The organism is Rarobacter incanus (assembly GCF_006715765.1).
Taxonomy (GTDB): domain Bacteria; phylum Actinomycetota; class Actinomycetes; order Actinomycetales; family Cellulomonadaceae; genus Rarobacter; species Rarobacter incanus.
This window is the reverse complement of the sequence record NZ_VFNV01000001.1, coordinates 617,379-633,574: the sequence shown is the minus strand read 5'-3', so window position 1 is coordinate 633,574 and position 16,196 is coordinate 617,379. Positions and strand designations below refer to the sequence as shown.

The following is a 16,196-nucleotide window of genomic DNA, read 5'->3' as shown; positions in this document are numbered from 1 at the left end:
GGGCTTGGACGGATCGCCTAGGCCGTCCCCGGCGGACGATCGCGCGTCACAGCCGGTTCAACGTCAGGTAGTGGTGCAGGACCCTTAGACCCTGCACCCTTCCGCGCCAATTGTTCAACGCCTCCAGTCGCGCACGTACCGCGCCGGGGTCCACCCCAAGTTCTGAAAATGCGCGGATCGCGGCAAGGAGCGCCATCGTCGATGGTCCCTGCGCGCACACGATATCGAGCAGGGTGCGTTCGGGGGTCGTGATCCGGATCTCGAGTTCGAGTGCCGGGTCTTCCACGACCCGCACGTCCCGCTTCCACAACCGCGTCTGGCGCAGGGTGCACGCACCTAGCCGCGACCGCGCGGGCGCGGCAGTGCCGCGCTGATAGAGGCACGTGACACGTCCGCGGTGCATCTCTCGACGGTGAGGCACGGTCACCACCTTGGGCATGAGCCCACTCAGCTTGGCCCCGGTCCGTGGCAGGTAAACCCACGTTGCCGAAAAGGTGCCGATGACCGCTCGCGGCGGGCACATCGTGGCCAATGCTATTGCGCGCAAGCGCGCGGTAGCTTCCGCTGATGCCGCCCGCGCGATGTCCTCGGTGAGCGGCACTAGGTGGTCAGTTGCCACCAGCGAGTCCCACGCACGGGGGTCGAGGAAGTCCGACTTGAACGCTAACGGAACGGTTGGTACGAGCGCACTGCGCGGGCCGTATGTCGCTTTCACACGAACGACTATGTCGCAAAAATGGCGTTGCCGAGCGCCCAACCGCGAATCTGTGGATAACTTTCCGACTCGAGCTATTCGGTGGCAGCCTTCTCGATCTGCGCGAGCCAGGCACGGCGAGCGTTGAGGCCTTCCTCGATTTCACGAACAGCCTTGTCGTCGCCCGCTTCCTGCGCCTGCGCCAGGTCCACCTCGAGCCGGGCAATCGCATCATGCAATTGCGCGGATAGACCGGTTGCGCGCGCCTTCACCTCAGGGTTCGACTTCTTCCACTGGTCCTCTTCGTGGGAACGGATCGCCTGCTCGACAGCGCGCAACCGCGACTCTACGCGCTGGATTGCCTCGCGAGGGACCTTACCGGCGGCCTCCCAACGGTCCTGCACATCCCTGAGACGCGACTTCGCGAACCCCAGATCCTTCACGGGGACGAGCGCTTCCGCTTCTGCGAGTAGCGCCTCCTTCGTCACGAGGTTGGCCGCGTACTCAGCGTCGATTTCCTTGTTGGCCGCATCCCGCGCGGTGAAGAACTTGTCTTGCGCTGCACGGAAACGGCTCCACAAGGCGTCGTCGTCGCGTCGTCCGGCATGGCCGACCCGCTTCCATTCGGTCATCAACTCGCGGTACGCCGCCGCGGTTTCGCCCCACGCGATTGACGTGGAGAGCTTTTCTGCTTCGGCAATGAGTTTTTCTTTTGCGGCCTTCGCCGCCGAGTGCTGCTCTTCGAGGGCCGCGAAGAAATGGCGACGCTCGCGGTCGAATGTCGTGCGAGCGTGGGAGAAACGCTTCCAAAGGGCGTCTTCCGTCGGCCGATCCACGCGAGGACCCTCTTTTTGCGCTCGCTTCCACTGCTCCAGCAGGCCGTGCATGGTGTCGCTCGCTGACTTCCACTGAACGTTAGCCGAATCCTGGGCCGCCAGGGCCTCCGCCTCCTCGACGATCTTCGTGCGTTTGGCTATGGCCGCCTCTCGCGCAGCCTGGCGTTCGGCTTCGGCCTTCGCCGCTTGCTCCTTCGCCACAGACCGCAAGTCTTCCACCTTGGTGCGCAACGCTTGCAGGTCGCCCACGGCGTTGGGGGATGCGAGTTCCTCGTGCAGCGAAGCGAGCGTGGAATGGGCATCGTTTGCGGAGATGGACCCGGCGTGCAGGCGGGTTTCGAACAGCAGAACTTTGGTGCGCAGGTCCAGGTAGCGGCGGATATAGAGATCCAGGGGATTAGTTGCCGTCGCGTCGGTCACCTGGCCGACCACTCGCTCGGAATCACCGTCGCGCACAAAGACGGTTCCATCGGCGGCAACCGATCCGAACTCGCTGGCCTTGGCGACGAGTTCGGAATCGTCGGTGGTGGGCGCGGGCGCGGGCGCGGCAGGTGCTGCGGACGGCCGCGGCGATGGCTTAAATGAGGTGGGCTTGGGAATCGGGCGCGGGGTCGGAATCGCAGGCTTCGGAGCTGCCGTTGGCTGGGACGCTGAGTTCCCGGCATCGCCGACAGGCTCTGGTGCCGGCGCCGGATTGGCTGCTGAAACGTCCGCTGTAACTTCGGTGTTGGCGGCGGTCTCGGGGCTTTCGCTCATGACGGTCATGACTCCTATGCATGCGCACGACGCCCTCGGCGACCTGCGGCAGTGGTTTCCGATCGGGCGATGGGAAACGAATGAATTGCGGTTACTGTCAAAGCCTATTGTATGAATGTTTCTGGTGTGATCGGCACATCATTTTCGCGAACAGGCCTTGATGGGTGACCGCGCATGTCAGTGGGTGCGGTTAGGCTCGATGTATGGGCACTGATCGCAGCGTTGAATGGACTATCCGCGTGGCTCGCGTGTTCGCGACCAACACCGTTATTGCCGAACGCGACGGCAAGGCCGTCATCGTGGATGCCGGCGCGGGGGTTGCGCATAAGGTCATTCAGACTGTTGCCGACAAGGGCTTGGAACCCGTGGCACTGCTCATCACGCACGGGCATGTGGACCACACCTGGGACGCCGCAACGATCCAAGATTCCCTAGACATTCCGGTCGTCATTTCCACCCACGACCGGTATTACCTTGACGATCCGTTCGGACTCAACCCGAGTAGGCCCGAGCGGCGTGATCCCAACGACATGCTTGTACACGCCTTTGGTGCGGCCGGATTGCGCGCCGAATCGTTCAGGACTCCGCGCGACATCGTTGAGTGGGGGTCGACAGCGTCGATCGCCGTCGAGAAGGACCTGGACAGTATCTGGCAAAAGCGATGGCGCAAAATTGCCTCCCCTGGACACACCCCCGGCTCGACGGTGTACGAGTTCGGGCTGGACGCACCTTCCCCGCTGGTTTGCACCGGTGACGTCATATTCAAGTCGTCCATCGGCAGAACGGACCTGCCGGGCGGCAACAGCGCGGTCATGAAGAACACGCTCTTCATGCTTTCGCGGTCAATCCCCGCCGCGGCTACGATCGTCGCTGGTCACGGACCGACGACGACAATGGAACTAGAGTCCCGTACGAACCCGTATCTTCCCAAGCCGAACCAGCCCTAGGCTTTGTGGCGACGCACGACATTCTGACAAAATGAGGAACCATGGCACGACCCACACCCCTTTCAGGCTTTCCCGAATGGCTTCCGAACGGACGGATCATTGAAAACCACGTCCTCGAGACTGTCCGGCGAACCTTTGAACTGCACGGCTTCGCGGGAATCGAGACGCGGGCCGTCGAGCCCGTTTCGCAACTTCTGAAAAAGGGGGAGACCTCCAAAGAGATTTACCTGCTCTCTCGCCTGCAGGACGAGGCCGCCGCGCACCGTGACAGCGATTCGAAGAGGCTTGGGCTTCACTTCGACCTCACCGTGCCCTTCGCGCGGTACGTCGTGGAGAATGCGGGGCATCTGGCGTTCCCGTTCAAGCGATACCAGATACAAAAGGTTTGGCGCGGCGAGCGGCCGCAAGACGGTCGCTTCCGAGAGTTCATGCAGGCGGACATAGATGTGGTAGGGCAAGGGTCCTTGCCGTATCACTACGAGGTCGAGCTGCCGCTGATCATGGCGGAAGCGCTCACCGCCTTGCGACCCATCGGGCTGCCGCCGGTCAAGGTCCTTGTCAACAACCGGAAGGTCGCCGAGGGGTTCTACGTCGGACTGGGGCTCTTCGATCCGCAAGAGGTCCTGCGCTCGATCGACAAGCTCGACAAAATTGGTGAAACGGCGGTCAGCGAACTGCTGCAGCAAAAGGCCGGAGCGAGCAGCGAGCAGGCAGCGGCGTGCATCGAACTGGCGGCGATCAGCGGAGCCGACGAATCCGTGATCGACCAGATTCGTGCTCTAGCCGCGAAATTCGATGCGAACAACGATCTTCTCGCAACCGGTTTGGTGGAATTGCAGCAACTGATCGCGGCTGCATCCGTGCGAGCCCCCGGCGTCGTCGTTGCCGATCTGAAGATAGCGCGCGGGCTTGATTACTACACGGGGTCGGTGTACGAGACCGTCCTGGTTGGTCACGAAGACCTAGGCTCGATATGTTCGGGTGGTCGCTACGACACGTTGGCCAGCGATGGCAAGCAAACGTACCCGGGTGTGGGATTGTCGATCGGTATCACCCGGTTGGTCTCGCGCCTCATCAACGCGGACCTGACGACCACCACGCGGTCGGTTCCGACGGTGGTGGTCGTGGCGGTCTGCGACGAGGCCCACCGCGAACGGTCCAATGAGGTTGCGGTCGCCTTGCGGGCGCGGGGAATAGCGGCCGAAACCTCGCCGGACGCCGCAAAGTTCGGTAAGCAGATTCGATACGCCGATCGCAGGGGGATCCCGTACGTGTGGTTCCCCGCCACGGACGGTTCGGGTGCAGACGAAGTCAAGGACATTCGTTCCGGGGACCAGGTTCGCGCTGTCGCGACCGAATGGGTTCCAGCGGCTGAGGACCTGGTACCACGGGTCGTGGCGGCCCAGCCCAGCTGAGAAAGCGTGAACGGGCGGCGCGGGCCTGCGCGCGGTGGCGTGGCCCGGCGTTTCGTTGCGGGCCTGCGCGCGGTGGCGTGGCCCGGCGTTTCGTTGCGGGCCTGCGCGCGGTGGCGTGGCCCGGCGTTTCGTTGCGGGCCTGCGCGCGGTGGCGTGGCCCGGCGTTTCGTTGCGGGCCTGGCGGCCCGGACCTACGCGCTAGTACCGGATTCGTCGACCAGGCATTCCACGGGTGGGACCGCATCGTCTGCGGTCCCCGCGCCTGACGTCGAGTCGACACGTTCTTGCGTGGCTGGCACCGCCGAGGGGCGAGCTGCGGCGGCCGCCACCGGCGGCCTTGAGAGCAGCAGGATCGAATTCGCGGCGATCGAGATCGTTTGACCGGCTTCAACCACCGTGCGCGGGGAGGGATCGGTCAGCTCGGTCGTCGATGCGGGCCCGCTACCGTGCGGGCGGGCGTCTTCATCGCCTGGATTCGGCTGGGCGGGGCCGTGTTCCTTTCCCGGCTTCATCAGGAGGGGAGCGGTGGTCGAGGCCTTCACCGTCCAGGCATGGCCGTAGGTCGAGTTCGGCACGGTGAAACTGACCGGTTCGGTGTGCGCGTTGAACATCACCAAGAATGAGTCGTCGACGATTCGCTGGCCGCGCGCATCCGTCTCAGTGATGGCGGACCCGTTGAGGAACACCGCCATGGCGCGCGCGTAGCCGTCGCGCCACGACTCATCGTGCATCTGTTCGCCATCGGGCATCAGCCAGGCGATGTCGCCCGGAAGCCCATCGGCGGGATCCTGATCTCCCGCAAAGAACCGGCGGCGGTGCAAGACGGGGTGCGTCCTGCGCAACTTGACGATCGCACGGGTGAACTCGAGGTGCACTTTCTCCGCCTCGGACAGATCCCAATCGATCCAAGAAATCGGATTATCTTGGCAATACGTATTGTTATTGCCGCCCTGGGTCCGGCCCAACTCGTCCCCGTGGACGATCATGGGGACGCCCTGCGACACCATGAGCGTGAGCAAGAAATTGCGCATCTGTCGCCAGCGCAGGTCCTGGATGGCGGGGTCGTCGGTGGGGCCCTCGACCCCGCAGTTCCACGACCGATTGTGAGATTCGCCGTCGTTGTTGCCTTCGCCGTTCTCCTCGTTGTGCTTTTCGTTGTAGCTCACCAGATCGCGCAGGGTGAAACCATCGTGCGCGGTGACGAAGTTCACCGACGCGCTCGGCGTCCGTCCCGTGTGCGAATAGAGATCCGACGACCCGGCGATACGGCTCGCAAACTCACCCAACTGTGCGGGTTCCCCGCGCCAGAAATCGCGCACGGTGTCACGGTAGTGCCCGTTCCACTCCGACCATAGCGGGGGGAAACCGCCGACTTGGTAACCGCCGTCGCCCAGATCCCACGGCTCGGCGATCAGCTTGACGCGCCCGACGATCGGATCCTGGTGCACCAAGTCGAAGAAGGCCGACAGCCTGTCGACCTCGTGAAACTGCCGCGCGAGCGTGGACGCCAAGTCGAATCGGAACCCGTCAACGTGCATCTCCTGCACCCAGTAGCGCAGCGAATCCATGATGAGCTGCAGCACCTGGGGATTGCGCATCAATAACGAGTTCCCCGTCCCCGTCGTGTCGAAATAGTGTTCCGGCGACGAATCCACAAGGCGGTAGTAGGCCTGGTTGTCGATGCCGCGGAACGAAAGCGTCGGTCCCAGGTGGTTGCCCTCGGCGGTGTGGTTGTAAACGACGTCGAGAATGACCTCGATGTCGGCCTGGTGGAGGGTCTTGACCAGTGTCTTGAACTCCTGGACCTGCTGGCCGCGCGAGCCATAGGCGGCATAGGCACCATGCGGCGCGAAGAAGCCGATCGTGTTGTAGCCCCAGTAGTTGTGCAGACCGCGCTCTTGGAGGTTGGGATCGTCAACGAACTGGTGCACCGGCATTAATTCGACCGCGGTGATGCCAAGGTCCTTCAGGTGCTTCACGATCGAGGGATGCATCATCCCTGCGTAGGTGCCGCGCAACTCGTCGGGCACATCCGGGTGCGTCTGAGTGAGCCCCTTGATGTGCGCCTCGTAGATGACCGTCTGGTGGTATTCGTGCCCCGGAGGACGGTCCTGACCCCAATCGAAGTAGGGGTTCACCACCACGGAAACCATCGTGTGGGGGGCGGAGTCCTCGTCATTGCGCTGCGATGGATCATTGAAGTCGTAAGAAAAAAGCGATCGATGCCCGTCGATGCGGCCGTCGATGGCCTTTGCGTAGGGATCGAGCAGTAATTTGGAAGGATTGCAACGCAGCCCCTTGGCGGGGTCGTAGGGGCCGTATACGCGGAAGCCGTAGCGTTGCCCGGGTTGGATGCCGGGAATGTAGCAGTGCCACACGAACACGTCCACCTCAGGAAGGTCGATGCGCGTTTCGCTTCCGTCGTCGTTGATCAGGCATAGTTCCACGCGCGTGGCCACTTCCGAAAACAGCGCGAAGTTCGTGCCTGAGCCATCGAACGTGGCGCCGAGAGGGTATGAATGACCGGGCCAGATTTGCATGCTTCTACATTGCACTACCGAGGGCCCTCTTGTCTTCATCGCCGAGCCGAACACGGCGAGTGGCGATGAGTGTCATCCGTATCTGGAAGACTAGAGTGTGTAAAGGTGCGCACTGAGCGCACCACACCGGTCGAACGAAGGGAACGGCAGTGGTTGACTTTGGCGAACTGAAGAACAAGGCCGAGGGCCTGCTTGCGCAGGCGAAAGAACAGGCGACCGACGAACGCATTGAGCAAGCGGCCGACGCATTGAAGAAGGTCGCACCCGACAACATCGACGCGACGATCGACTCAATCGCGGACAAAGCGAAAGACCTCAACAACTAGCAGGCAGGGCGCGCCGTCCACCGGCCGGTGCTCCCAAACCGGACAAGTGCCCGCCAAACAAGCGCGTAATAAGGAGTTTTCCCGTGTCAAACCCGTTAGAGCCGACTGATGCTGCCCTGACCGTCACCGTAGACGGCGAGTCGCGTGAGGTCCCGGCAGGATCGACGGCTGCGGACTTGTTCGCAGGTGATCGCGCCATCGTCGTGGCGAGGATCGACGGAGAACTAAGGGACCTCAGCACGCCGCTGAGCGCGGGAGACTCCGTTTCACCGGTGCGCATTGACGAGCCAGACGGTCTTGCGGTGTTGCGACACTCGGCGGCACACGTGCTGGCGCAGGCGGTCCAGCAGATCAATCCGACGGCAAAGCTGGGGATCGGGCCGCCGATCGTCGACGGTTTCTACTACGACTTCGACGTCGAGACGCCGTTCACCCCGGAGGATCTGACCGCCCTGGATAAGGCCATGGCGCGGATCGTCAAGGAAGGGCAGACCTTCCGCCGCCGCGAGGTGAGCGATAACGAGGCCCGCGCCGAGCTTGCGAACGAGCCTTACAAGCTCGAACTCATCGGGTTGAAGTCTACGGCCGATTCGGCCGGGGAGGGCGCCAGCGTCGAGGTGGGCGACGGCGGACTCACCATATACGACAACGTTCGGCGCGACGGTAGCGTTGCCTGGAAGGACCTGTGTCGCGGCCCGCACCTGCCGAACACGCGGCTGATTGCCAACGGCGTCAAGCTCATGCGGTCGGCGGCCGCGTACTGGCGCGGCAGCGAGAAGAACCCGCAACTGCAACGAATCTACGGCACGGCCTGGCCCACCAAGGACGAGCTGCGCGCCCACCTGGACCGGTTGGCGGAAGCCGAACGCCGCGACCACCGGCGCCTTGGAACCGAGCTCGACCTCTTCAGCTTCCCGGACGAAATCGGATCCGGGCTGGCGGTATTCCACCCCAAGGGCGGGATCATCCGCATGGCCATGGAAGAGTATTCGCGCAAGCGGCACGTGGAGGCGGGGTACTCCTTCGTTAACACCCCGCACATCACCAAGTCCAAGCTGTTCGAAACCTCCAAGCACCTGGACTGGTACGCGGACGGCATGTACCCGCCGATGAAGCTTGACGAGGAGCGCGACGCGGACGGAATCATCCGCAAGGCGGCCCAGGACTACTACCTCAAGCCCATGAACTGCCCCATGCACAACCTCATCTTCGCCTCCCGCGGGCGGTCCTACCGCGAACTGCCCCTGCGGCTGTTCGAATTCGGGACGGTGTACCGGTACGAGAAGTCGGGTGTAGTCCACGGCCTGACCCGCGCTCGCGGTTTCACCCAGGATGACGCGCACATCTACACAACCCGCGAACAGATGCGCGAGGAACTGGCATCCTTGCTGTCCTTCGTGCTGGATTTGTTGCGCGACTACGGCCTCAACGATTTCTACCTGGAGCTATCGACGCGGGACCCGGAAAAGTCCGTCGGCGACGATCGGACATGGGAAGAGGCCACGGAGACTTTGCGTCAGGTGGCCACGGAGTCCGGGCTTGACTTGGTCGACGACCCGTGTGGAGCCGCCTTCTACGGTCCAAAGATCTCGGTGCAGGCGAAGGACGCCATCGGCCGCACCTGGCAGCTCTCTACGATCCAGTTGGACTTCTTCGAACCCGAACTCTTCGAACTCGAATACGCCGCACCCGACGGCACGCGCCAGCGCCCGGTCATGATTCACCGCGCTCTGTTCGGGTCGATCGAGCGGTTCTTCGCGATCCTGGTCGAACACTACGCTGGTGCCTTCCCGACCTGGTTGGCTCCCGTTCAGGTCAAGGCGATACCCGTGGCCGAGGCGTTCGATGGGTACCTCGACGATTTCGTGGCGAAGCTACGGGCGCGCGGAGTGCGAGCCGAGGTTGACAAGGGCTCCGACCGGTTCCCGAAGAAGATCCGCACCGCCTCCAAGGAGAAGGTTCCGTTTGTCGTTATTGCGGGCGGGGAGGACGCGGAGGCCGGATCAGTATCGTTCCGATTCAGGGATGGCTCCCAGCGCAACGGGATTCCGCAGGACGAGGCCATCGAAATCGTGCTCGCATCAATCGCGGATCGGACGCAGGTGTGACGAAGGAACGTGCCCCGCAGGTTGACCGCGCGGCTGTATTCGCCGGGGACGCGGACGGCCTGGAGAGACTGTGGACTCCTCACCGGATGGCCTACATCGACGGCGAGGCCAAGCCCGCTGACCGCAGCGAGCGCCAGTGCCCGTTTTGCGCCGCGGCCAACGCGGACGACGACGAGGGGCACCTCGTCGTCGCGCGCGGGAAGCTCGCTTACGTCATTTGCAACCTGTTCCCCTACAACTCGGGGCACCTCTTGATCTGCCCGTATCGCCACGTTGCGGACTACACGGATCTGACCGTGCCGGAGCGCGATGAGGTTGCCGAACTCACGCAGCGGGCGATGGTGGTCGTGCGGTCCGTGATGGGACCCGACGGGTTCAACCTCGGGATGAACCAGGGCGATGTTGCCGGAGCAGGCATCGCGGCGCACCTGCACCAGCACGTGGTACCGCGGTGGTCCGGAGATGCTAACTTCTTCCCGATCATCGCCCAAACTAAGGCGATGCCTCAGCTCTTGGCGGACACTCGCAGGCGGCTGGCCGAGGCGTGGCATATCGAAAAGGAATACAAGTGATCACATCGCTGCGGGGAGTGATGGGGCGCGTTATGACGCCGATCGCGCGGGCGCTGCTCAAGATTGGTGTTACGGCGGACGCCGTCACGATCACCGGGACGATCGGTGTGGTCGTTGCGGCGCTCACGCTGCTGCCCAGCGGACACCTTTTCTGGGGAGCGGCCGCGATTGGCCTGTTCGCGCTGTCCGACGCCCTGGACGGGACCATGGCCAGGCTTTCCGGTCGCTCCGGTCCGTGGGGAGCTTTCTTGGATTCGACCCTCGACCGGGTCGCCGACGGGGCGATATTTAGCGGGATCGCCGCCTACTTCCTGCTCCAACAGGAGGGGACGCTGGCGACCGCGGGGGCGGCGAGCGCGGCCGCGTGCATCGTATTCGGCTTCACGGTGTCCTACGCGCGTGCCCGCGCCGAGGGGCTTGGGTTCCAGGCCGCGGTCGGGATCGCGGAGCGTTCCGAGCGCCTGGTCATCGCGCTGGTCGTGACCGGAATCGTCGGGATTGGCGTGCCGGTCATCTCGCTTGTGGTCGTCCTGGCGCTGATCGCTGTGGCAAGCATCATCACCGTGGGCCAGCGCATGGCGACGGTGCGCAAGCAGGCAGCCGCTGCAGCGGCCGAGGCGGCGTGAGGAAGCCTTCGGCGGCAACCGCCTTCCACCTGGCTTGGAAGATACTGCCGCGCCTTCCGCACGACTTCACTTTGGCATTGGCCGACGTCGCGGCCGACGTTGTCTGGGCGGCGCGCGGAACGGGGGTGAGACGCCTCGAAGCGAACCTGGCGCGGGTCAGGCCGGCGGATGCAGGCTCCGGCGTGCGGTGGTTGGCGCGGCGCGGGATGCGCTCGTACTTCAGGTATTTTGTCGAGGCGTTCGCCCTCTCCGGCATGTCCGCGGGGCAGATCGCGGCGCGGGTGCGACCGGTCGGAATCGAGCCAGCGCGCGCACACATCGCGCAGGGAAAGTCGGTTGTCCTTGCGCTGGGGCACATGGGCAATTGGGACCTGGCGGGTGCATGGTCTGCCACCCATTTCGCGCCCGTCACGACTGTTGCCGAACGGCTAAAACCCGCCGAAGTTTTCGATGAGTTCGTGGCGTTTCGCGAATCGCTCGGCATGCAGATACTCGCATTCGGCGACGATGGCGTGTTCCGGGAGTTGCAGCGCGCCGCGCGCGCCGGCGGCAGGATCGTTCCGCTCCTGGCCGATCGTGACCTGGGGCGCAGCGGCGTTGAGGCCACGCTGTCCGGCCAACGGGTGCGGGTCGCGGCCGGTCCCGCGGCGCTGGCCATCAGCACCGGCGCCCCGTTGTTTGCTCTCGGGATCCGCTACGAGAGGCTGCGTGGCTCGCGGCGCAGGGCCGCCGCCAGCCGTTGGGGAATCGTCCTGGACTTCTCGCACCAGATCGCCGTCGATGACGTGACCGGGCCGACCCGCGAGAAGGTTCGCGTCGTGACGCAGCGGTGGGTGGATGCGCTCGGAGCGTGCATCGAGCGCAGCCCGCAGGATTGGCATATGCTCCAAAAGGTGTTCATCTCTGACCTAGACCCGGATCGGTACCGTTCCATCACGGGGGAACCATGATGAGCGAATCGGGGCCGGGGAGGCAGCTGCGGATCGGCATCGTGTGCCCCTACTCGTTCGACGCGCCTGGTGGGGTCCAATTCCACGTCCGCGACCTCGCCAAGGCGCTCACGGATGAGGGCCACTACGCGTCGGTGCTAGCACCCGCCGAGGACGACACGGAACTTCCCGCGCACGTCGAAAGCGCCGGGGGCGCCTTCGCGGTGCGGTACAACGGGTCGGTGGCGCGGTTGGCATTCGGCCCCAGGGCCGCGATGCGCGTGCGCAGGTGGTTGCGCGAAGGGAACTTCGACATCCTGCACCTGCACGAGCCGGCGACGCCATCGTTGTCGATGCTGGCGCTGTGGATCGCCCAGGGGCCGATCACCGCAACCTTCCACACGTCGCTGGCGCGATCGCGTGCCCTGGAGGTGGCGTCGCCGTGGGTCCGCCCGGCGCTCGAGAAGATCGACGCCCGCATCGCCGTATCGGAAGACGCGCGGCGCACCCTCATCGATCACCTGGGCGGTGACGCCATCGTCATCCCCAACGGAGTCTTTGTCGACGATTTCCGCACCGCGAAACCCAATCCCGCCTGGAGCGGGACCCCGACCCGCCCCACCGTCGCGTTCCTGGGACGCTTGGACGAACCGCGCAAGGGGCTTCCCGTCCTGACCGAGGCGATCGGCAGCGTCGTCGAACAGATACCGGGCGTGCGGTTCTTGATAGCCGGGCGCGGAGACGAGGGAGAGAAGGCTGCCCGCGCGGCGCTGGGACCGCTGACCGATCACGTCGAATTCCTGGGCGGTGTCAGCGACAGCGAGAAGGCGAGCCTGCTGCGGTCGGTTGACGCATACGTCGCCCCGCAGACCGGCGGCGAGAGCTTCGGGATCGTGCTTGTCGAGGCGATGAGCGCGCAGACCCTTGTGGTCGCGAGCGATCTCCCCGCGTTCGAACGGGTTTTGGACGAGGGCTCCGCTGGCGTGCTTTTCCCCAACGGGGACTCGCAGGCGCTCGCGCGGACGCTGGTGAGGTGGCTGCGCGAGCCGGGGGAGCGCGCGGCGCGCGCCGCGCTGGGCGCACGGTTCGCGCAACGTTTTGACTGGTCACAGGTCGCCGGGCAGATCCTCAACGTCTACGAAACCGTGTTGGTGGGAGCCGCCGCACTGGGAGCCGTGAAGGAGGATCCGGCGGCGCGCGTCGGACTTGTCCGCAGACGCGGTGATCTGCGCGGCGCGCAGCCCGAAGGGGAAAACGGATGAACGCGGGATGGGCCGAGATAACGCTCGCAGTCTTGATCGTCCTGCTGATTCTGGGCCTCAGCGCGAGCCGGTACGCGCGGCGGTTGGACCGCCTGCACCGCAAGGTGCTGGCTTCGCGCATGGCACTCGATGCGCAACTGGTGCGCCGGGCGCTCAGCGCCGCGCGCATGGCGCATGCCGGATACTTTGATCCGGTGACGGCGGTACTCGTCCTTGAATGCACCGATGAGGTGATTTCCTCAAGCGGCACCATCGATCCCGATCAACTGGGACCGGATATCCCGCAACGGCTCGCGCACCCGGGCGACGGTCCATCGCGGGAAGCCGTTGCGACCGGCCTTGAGGAAACCGGCTTCACGCAACGCCGCATCGAGGCGGAAAGCGACCTGTCGTTGACGCTGCGCGAGGCGCTGAGCGATGCGGGCGAGGTCGCAGCCCTTGACCGGTGCCCCGACAGTTCGGGGGATCTGCAATCGCTCGCATCTTATTGGTACCGCAGCCAGTTGGCTCGCCGGTTCCATAACGAATCGGTCGCCCAGGTGCAGCAGGTGCGGGCGCGTTTGGTGGTGCGCGCGTTGCACCTTGCGGGGCATGCCCCCCTTCCGCAGTCCGTCGATTTGGACGATGCGTGGCCCAAGAACCTGCGGTCGCCGGACGGCGCCTCCACGGTGTGAGCACGCTGCGGATGCTTGGCCGGTTCAGCGTAGAATGTGTGACCGTGGGTGCCGCGCACCCGAGGCTAATGAACATCATCGTGAAATGAGGATCTAGTGACGGTTACCAACGAATCGGCGGTTGTCGAGATCGGCACCTCGCGCGTGAAGCGGGGCATGGCGGAAATGCTCAAGGGCGGCGTCATCATGGATGTCGTCACGCCCGATCAGGCGAAGATCGCCGAAGACGCAGGTGCCGTGGCCGTTATGGCCCTAGAACGCGTGCCCGCCGATATCCGCGCGCAGGGTGGTGTTGCCCGCATGAGCGACCCCGACATGATCCAGGGCATCATCGACGCCGTCTCGATCCCCGTCATGGCGAAGGCGCGCATCGGTCACTTTGTCGAGGCGCAGGTGCTGCAAGCGCTTGGCGTTGACTACATTGACGAGTCGGAGGTTTTGACTCCGGCGGACTACGCGAACCACATTGACAAGTGGAACTTCACCGTTCCGTTCGTGTGCGGTGCGACCAACCTCGGCGAGGCGCTGCGTCGCATCACCGAGGGGGCGGCGATGATCCGCTCCAAGGGGGAGGCCGGGACTGGCGACGTGTCCAATGCCACCACCCACATGCGCCAGATTCGCGACGAGATCCGGCGCCTCACCTCGCTTCCCGAGGACGAACTGTACGTCGCTGCCAAGGAACTCCAGGCCCCCTACGAACTGGTCAAGGAGATCGCGACCACCGGCAAGCTGCCCGTTGTGCTCTTCACCGCCGGCGGGATCGCGACCCCAGCCGATGCCGCGATGATGATGCAACTTGGGGCCGAGGGCGTCTTTGTCGGATCGGGCATCTTCAAGTCCGGCAACCCCGCCGAGCGCGCGGCCGCCATCGTCAAGGCGACAACCTGCTTCGACGACCCGCAGGTCATCGCGGACGTGTCGCGCGGACTTGGTGAGGCCATGGTCGGCATCAACGTTGACGACATTCCGGTGCCGCACCGGCTCGCCGAGCGCGGTTGGTGACCCACCCACTAGATTCCTGGAGCGTCGCCCCCGACGGTGTGCGCGAACGCGAGGCTGCTCGCGTCGTGCTCATGGACCTTCGGGGGCGCGCTCTTCTTGTTCGCGGCCACGACACCGACCAGCCCGAACGATCGTGGTGGTTCACGGTCGGCGGCGGGATCGAACCCGGCGAAGATGCTCGCGCCGCTGCTGTGCGCGAGGTCCGCGAGGAGACGGGCATCGTCCTCAATCTCGATGCGCTCATCGGCCCGATCGTGAGCAGGACCGGAATCTTCGATTTCTTTCGCGAGACATGTCGCCAGCACGAACTGATCTTCGCCGTGTGGCTCGACAACGACGCCCTTGCGGCGTTGGATAATTCCGGCTGGACGGAAGCCGAGCGCGACGTACTCGATGAACTCGCCTGGTGGAGTGGCGCCGAGTTGCGCGCTCAAGGGCTTGAGTACTTTCCCGCCGAATTGCCTGACCTCATCGACGATCTTGCCAGTGGCTGGGACGGCCGGGTCCGGGAACTCGGGGTGGCCCGGGACTAGGGTTCGAGAGCACACGCGCACCCCGCGGCAGTGGGCTATTCGTTGTAGGGCTGCGGTTGAGGCTCTGCGGGTGGTGGCGCCCCGCCCCATGTTCCTTCTTGGGGAGGTTGCGGTCCGACCCAGTTTCCGGCCGGCGGCGGCCCATCGCCCCACATCCGAGCCTGCTGTTCCAGTTTGCGCTTGCGGGATGCGCGCACGGCCCACAGGATGATTCCCCAGATCAGGAAGATGCTGGCGAAGAAACCCACGACGATTGTTCCGATGAGGGCGATGAAGGCCGTGCGTGCCTTGGCGGCTATGCCGTCGACGGTGCTCTGATCGACAAACGCGAGTTCGAAGCCAGCGGGAGGATCGATCGATGACTCGAAATACACGTCAACGCGGCCGTCACTGGACGCCGTGAACTGTCCGAGCGGGGTCAGGACCTCCTGTATGATCCCGCCCAGTGTGGCGAAGTCGGCCTTCGCGACGGGGAGTTCAGCGTCGGACGATGAATCCACGAGGATGATGCCGAGGTTCGACGCGTTGTAACTGGACCAACTGCTCTCACCTCCGCCACGCTCGTAACTGGTCGAGGACGACACGGAGGGGAAGACGACGTAGGTGCGCCCTGAGCGCAGACCATTGGCCGTGTAGCCGTTGTCGTAGTCCGCGACGGCGCCCGAGCGAATCTCCTTGGGCATCCCCGTGACGTTCACCATGATGACCGCAATGAGGCCGATGCACACGAGCGTGAGCGCGATGCCTATGAATGTCAGGACCTTTCCGGCGCCGGTGGCCGTCTTCGGGGGCGCTTGCGGTCCAGCGAATGGCGGTGGAGTGCCGTACTGCGGCGGCGGGTAGTTCGTCATAGCGACCATGGTAGGCGGCGGTTGAATTTCCCGCGTGCTAGCCTGATGAAGAGATCGGAAGTGATCTCCCGGACGAGCGGTGTCGTACCCGGCCAGCGACAAGACGACCCTCAAGGAGTTGT

The 16,196-nt window shown here is 64.5% G+C and carries 15 protein-coding genes and 1 riboswitch; of the genes, 11 read left to right on the top strand and 4 right to left on the bottom strand.

All coding sequences use genetic code 11. From position 1 onward, the window contains the following. Nucleotides 1–46: 46 nt before the first annotated feature. Together FB389_RS02650 and FB389_RS02645 are read right to left on the bottom strand one after the other, a co-directional pair. Nucleotides 47–715 carry a hypothetical protein gene (locus FB389_RS02650; protein ID WP_170207841.1) on the bottom strand — a complete coding sequence of 223 codons (669 nt, stop codon included), beginning with the start codon at nt 713–715 and terminating at the stop codon, nt 47–49. Between the two features lie 74 nt (nt 716–789). Continuing rightward, nucleotides 790–2,286 carry a DUF349 domain-containing protein gene (locus tag FB389_RS02645; RefSeq protein ID WP_170207840.1) on the bottom strand — a complete coding sequence of 499 codons (1,497 nt, stop codon included), beginning with the start codon at nt 2,284–2,286 and terminating at the stop codon, nt 790–792. A gap of 203 nt (nt 2,287–2,489) precedes the next feature. Between FB389_RS02645 and FB389_RS02640 the strand changes: the two genes are divergently transcribed. Both FB389_RS02640 and hisS read left to right on the top strand, forming a co-directional pair. After that, nucleotides 2,490–3,233 (top strand): MBL fold metallo-hydrolase, encoded by a 744-nt coding sequence (locus tag FB389_RS02640; protein WP_142111232.1) that lies wholly within the window; start codon nt 2,490–2,492, stop codon nt 3,231–3,233. A 41-nt stretch (nt 3,234–3,274) separates the two neighbouring features. Next, entirely contained in the window at nt 3,275–4,648 is a 1,374-nt protein-coding gene (gene hisS, locus FB389_RS02635) for a histidine--tRNA ligase (RefSeq protein ID WP_142111231.1), read from the top strand. Nucleotides 4,649–4,839: 191 nt separating this feature from the next. Here hisS and glgX read toward each other — a convergent pair whose 3' ends face one another. Then, complete coding sequence (gene glgX / locus FB389_RS02630) at nt 4,840–7,188, bottom strand: glycogen debranching protein GlgX (protein WP_142111230.1); 2,349 nt, start codon at nt 7,186–7,188, stop codon at nt 4,840–4,842. A 149-nt stretch (nt 7,189–7,337) separates the two neighbouring features. Between glgX and FB389_RS10390 the strand changes: the two genes are divergently transcribed. The 9 genes from FB389_RS10390 (at nt 7,338) to FB389_RS02590 (ending at nt 15,223) form a co-directional block, all read left to right on the top strand. Beyond that, complete coding sequence (locus FB389_RS10390) at nt 7,338–7,514, top strand: Rv0909 family putative TA system antitoxin (protein WP_170207792.1); 177 nt, start codon at nt 7,338–7,340, stop codon at nt 7,512–7,514. 116 nt (nt 7,515–7,630) lie between these two features. Further along, the gene (gene thrS, locus FB389_RS02625) at nt 7,631–9,622 is read left to right on the top strand and encodes a threonine--tRNA ligase (RefSeq protein WP_425467266.1); all 1,992 of its coding nucleotides are present in this window, start codon (nt 7,631–7,633) and stop codon (nt 9,620–9,622) included. Then, a complete protein-coding gene (locus tag FB389_RS02620) occupies nt 9,619–10,194 on the top strand; it encodes an HIT family protein (RefSeq protein ID WP_246043482.1) in 576 nt (191 codons plus the stop codon). Before thrS ends, FB389_RS02620 begins: the two co-directional genes overlap by 4 nt. Next, entirely contained in the window at nt 10,191–10,820 is a 630-nt protein-coding gene (gene pgsA / locus FB389_RS02615; protein ID WP_142111228.1) for a phosphatidylinositol phosphate synthase, read from the top strand. The genes FB389_RS02620 and pgsA overlap by 4 nt, the downstream gene beginning before the upstream one ends. Beyond that, on the top strand, nt 10,817–11,770 hold the full coding sequence (locus FB389_RS02610) for a phosphatidylinositol mannoside acyltransferase (protein WP_142111227.1): 954 nt from the start codon (nt 10,817–10,819) through the stop codon (nt 11,768–11,770). The genes pgsA and FB389_RS02610 overlap by 4 nt, the downstream gene beginning before the upstream one ends. Then, nucleotides 11,767–13,011 carry a glycosyltransferase family 4 protein gene (locus FB389_RS02605; protein WP_281282016.1) on the top strand — a complete coding sequence of 415 codons (1,245 nt, stop codon included), beginning with the start codon at nt 11,767–11,769 and terminating at the stop codon, nt 13,009–13,011. The genes FB389_RS02610 and FB389_RS02605 overlap by 4 nt, the downstream gene beginning before the upstream one ends. Then, the gene (locus tag FB389_RS02600; RefSeq protein WP_142111226.1) at nt 13,008–13,685 is read left to right on the top strand and encodes a hypothetical protein; all 678 of its coding nucleotides are present in this window, start codon (nt 13,008–13,010) and stop codon (nt 13,683–13,685) included. Before FB389_RS02605 ends, FB389_RS02600 begins: the two co-directional genes overlap by 4 nt. A 96-nt stretch (nt 13,686–13,781) precedes the next feature. Beyond that, on the top strand, nt 13,782–14,690 hold the full coding sequence (pdxS, locus tag FB389_RS02595; RefSeq protein WP_142111225.1) for a pyridoxal 5'-phosphate synthase lyase subunit PdxS: 909 nt from the start codon (nt 13,782–13,784) through the stop codon (nt 14,688–14,690). Between the two features lie 38 nt (nt 14,691–14,728). After that, nucleotides 14,729–15,223, top strand: coding sequence for an NUDIX hydrolase (locus tag FB389_RS02590; protein ID WP_246043481.1), 495 nt, complete (start codon nt 14,729–14,731; stop codon nt 15,221–15,223). Nucleotides 15,224–15,258: 35 nt separating this feature from the next. Here FB389_RS02590 and FB389_RS02585 read toward each other — a convergent pair whose 3' ends face one another. Then, the gene (locus tag FB389_RS02585) at nt 15,259–16,074 is read right to left on the bottom strand and encodes a hypothetical protein (RefSeq protein ID WP_142111224.1); all 816 of its coding nucleotides are present in this window, start codon (nt 16,072–16,074) and stop codon (nt 15,259–15,261) included. Between the two features lie 47 nt (nt 16,075–16,121). Then, nucleotides 16,122–16,187: riboswitch (guanidine-III (ykkC-III) riboswitch) on the top strand. The last annotated feature ends 9 nt before the right edge of the window (nt 16,188–16,196 follow it).